This is a genomic window from Sphingomonas sp. 179-I 2A4 NHS, from assembly GCF_045369135.1.
Lineage (GTDB): Bacteria > Pseudomonadota > Alphaproteobacteria > Sphingomonadales > Sphingomonadaceae > Sphingomonas.
On record NZ_JBIQFL010000032.1, the window covers coordinates 1,983 to 5,032 of the forward strand.

The window sequence follows — 3,050 nt, forward strand, 5'->3', positions numbered from 1 at the left end:
AGGTATCACTTAGCTGAATAAAATAGGCTTCGTGAAGCGAACCCGGGGAACTGAAACATCTCAGTACCTGGAGGAAAAGACATCAACCGAGATTCCGTTAGTAGTGGCGAGCGAACGCGGACCAGGCCAGTGCCTTCAATTCAACTAGCAGAAGCTTCTGGAAAGTAGCGCCGTAGCGGGTGACAGCCCCGTATGCGAAAGTGAGATTGAAGGACTTGAGTAGGGCGGGACACGTGTAATCCTGTCTGAATATAGGGGGACCACCCTCTAAGCCTAAATACTCGTACATGACCGATAGCGAACTAGTACCGTGAGGGAAAGGTGAAAAGCACCCCGATGAGGGGAGTGAAACAGTACCTGAAACGGATTGCCTACAAGCAGTTGGAGGGTCCTTGAGGCCTGACAGCGTACCTCTTGCATAATGGGTCTGTGACTTAATGTATCAAGCAAGCTTAAGCCGATAGGTGTAGGCGCAGCGAAAGCGAGTCTGAATAGGGCGCCATAGTTTGATGTATTAGACCCGAAACCCGGCGATCTAGGCATGACCAGGATGAAGGTGCGGTAACACGCACTGGAGGTCCGAACCGATTAACGTTGAAAAGTTACCGGATGAGTTGTGTTTAGGGGTGAAAGGCCAATCAAGCCGGGAAATAGCTGGTTCTCCGCGAAAACTATTGAGGTAGTGCCTCGGACGAACACCCTAGGGGGTAGAGCACTGGATGGATGCGGGGGTCGCGAGATCTACCAACTCTAACCAAACTCCGAATACCTAGGAGTGATATCCGGGAGACAGACGGCGGGTGCTAAGGTCCGTCGTCAAAAGGGAAACAGCCCTGACCTACAGCTAAGGTCCCCAAGTCACGTCTAAGTGGGAAAGCATGTGGGAATCCCAAAACAACCAGGAGGTTGGCTTAGAAGCAGCCATCCTTTAAAGAAAGCGTAACAGCTCACTGGTCTAAACAAGGGTTCCTGCGGCGAAGATGTAACGGGGCTCAAGACGTGCACCGAAGCTTAGGGTGTGTACTTTTGTACACGCGGTAGCGGAGCGTTCCGTAAGCCTGCGAAGCCATCTGGTAATGGGTGGTGGAGGTATCGGAAGTGCGAATGCAGACATGAGTAGCGATAAAGAGGGTGAGATGCCCTCTCGCCGAAAGACCAAGGGTTCCTGCGCAAGGCTAATCCGCGCAGGGTGAGCCGGCCCCTAAGACGAGCCCGAAGGGGGTAGTCGATGGGAATGCGGTTAATATTCCGCAGCCTGGTGGTGTGTGACGGATGGTGTGTGTTGTACGTCCTTATCGGATTGGACGTGCTTCGAAACTGTCCCGGGAAATAGCCCCACCGTATAGACCGTACCCGAAACCGACACAGGTGGTCAGGTAGAGTATACCAAGGCGCTTGAGAGAAGTGTCCTGAAGGAACTCGGCAAATTGCCTCCGTACCTTCGGAAGAAGGAGGCCCTCATTCCGGGCAACCGGTATGAGGGGGCACAGGCCAGGGGGTAGCGACTGTTTAGCAAAAACACAGGGCTCTGCTAAGTCGGCTTCAAGACGACGTATAGGGCCTGACGCCTGCCCGGTGCCTGAAGGTTAAGAGGAGGAGTGCAAGCTCTGAATTGAAGCCCAGGTAAACGGCGGCCGTAACTATAACGGTCCTAAGGTAGCGAAATTCCTTGTCGGGTAAGTTCCGACCTGCACGAATGGCGTAACGACTTCCCCACTGTCTCCAGGACATGCTCAGCGAAATTGAATTCTCCGTGAAGATGCGGAGTACCCGCGGTTAGACGGAAAGACCCCGTGCACCTTTACTGCAGCTTCAGAGTGGCATTAGGAAAGAACTGTGTAGCATAGGTGGGAGGCTTTGAAGCATTGGCGCCAGCTGATGTGGAGCCATAGGTGAAATACCACCCTGTTGTTTTCTGATGTCTAACCTCGTTCCGTAAGCCGGAACAGGGACCCTCTGTGGCGGGTAGTTTGACTGGGGCGGTCGCCTCCTAAAGAGTAACGGAGGCGCGCGATGGTGGGCTCAGGCCGGTTGGAAACCGGCTGTTAGAGTGCAATGGCATAAGCCCGCCTGACTGCGAGACTGACAAGTCGAGCAGAGACGAAAGTCGGTCATAGTGATCCGGTGGTCCCTCGTGGAAGGGCCATCGCTCAACGGATAAAAGGTACGCCGGGGATAACAGGCTGATAACCCCCAAGAGCTCATATCGACGGGGTTGTTTGGCACCTCGATGTCGGCTCATCACATCCTGGGGCTGGAGCAGGTCCCAAGGGTTTGGCTGTTCGCCAATTAAAGTGGTACGTGAGCTGGGTTCAGAACGTCGCGAGACAGTTTGGTCCCTATCTGCCGTGGGCGTCGAAATTTGAGAGGAGTTGACCCTAGTACGAGAGGACCGGGTTGAACGTACCTCTGGTGTACCTGTCGTCGTGCCAACGGCGCAGCAGGGTAGCTATGTACGGACGGGATAACCGCTGAAAGCATCTAAGCGGGAAGCCTCCCTCGAGATAAGATTTCACAGGACGGTCGGAGACCACGACCTTGATAGATCGGATGTGGAAGTGCGGTAACGCATGGAGCTAACCGATACTAATCGTCCTATTCGCGCTTGAGAGTCCCACCATCAACGACAGCCCTGGCTGTCCATGACGGTCGGATGATGAAAGCTCGACGCCAGAAACAACTTACTTACGTAAACAGTGCATCGATTTTAGAACCGTACACCCGCAGGCTTCATTGCCTGGTGACCATAGCGTCGGTGTCCCACCCGATCCCATCCCGAACTCGGCCGTGAAACCCGACTGCGCCAATGGTACTATCGCTTAAGCGATGGAAGAGTAGGGCGTCGCCAGGCATTGCAGCTTGCGGATGTACGTGTTTCGAACCCATTCATAACGTCGTCCTCAAGGACAACCCGTCGCCTCCGCCAACACGCGGAGGCGTTCGTGTTTCCAAAAAGGACAACACACCAAGTGTCGCGGGGTGGAGCAGCCCGGTAGCTCGTCAGGCTCATAACCTGAAGGTCACAGGTTCAAATCCTGTCCCCGCAACCA

At 54.4% G+C, this 3,050-nt stretch carries 1 tRNA gene, 1 rRNA gene and 1 other annotated feature (1 of these 3 only partly in view); both genes read left to right on the forward strand.

The annotated features are described in order from the left end of the window. Positions 1–2,609 (forward strand) — a sequence feature (most likely nonfunctional fraction of RNA operon); it begins 1,608 nt to the left of the window's first position. A 127-nt stretch (positions 2,610–2,736) separates the two neighbouring features. After that, positions 2,737–2,851, forward strand: a 5S ribosomal RNA gene (rrf, locus tag ACH0CP_RS18865). Between the two features lie 122 nt (positions 2,852–2,973). Further along, positions 2,974–3,050, forward strand: a tRNA-Met gene (locus ACH0CP_RS18870).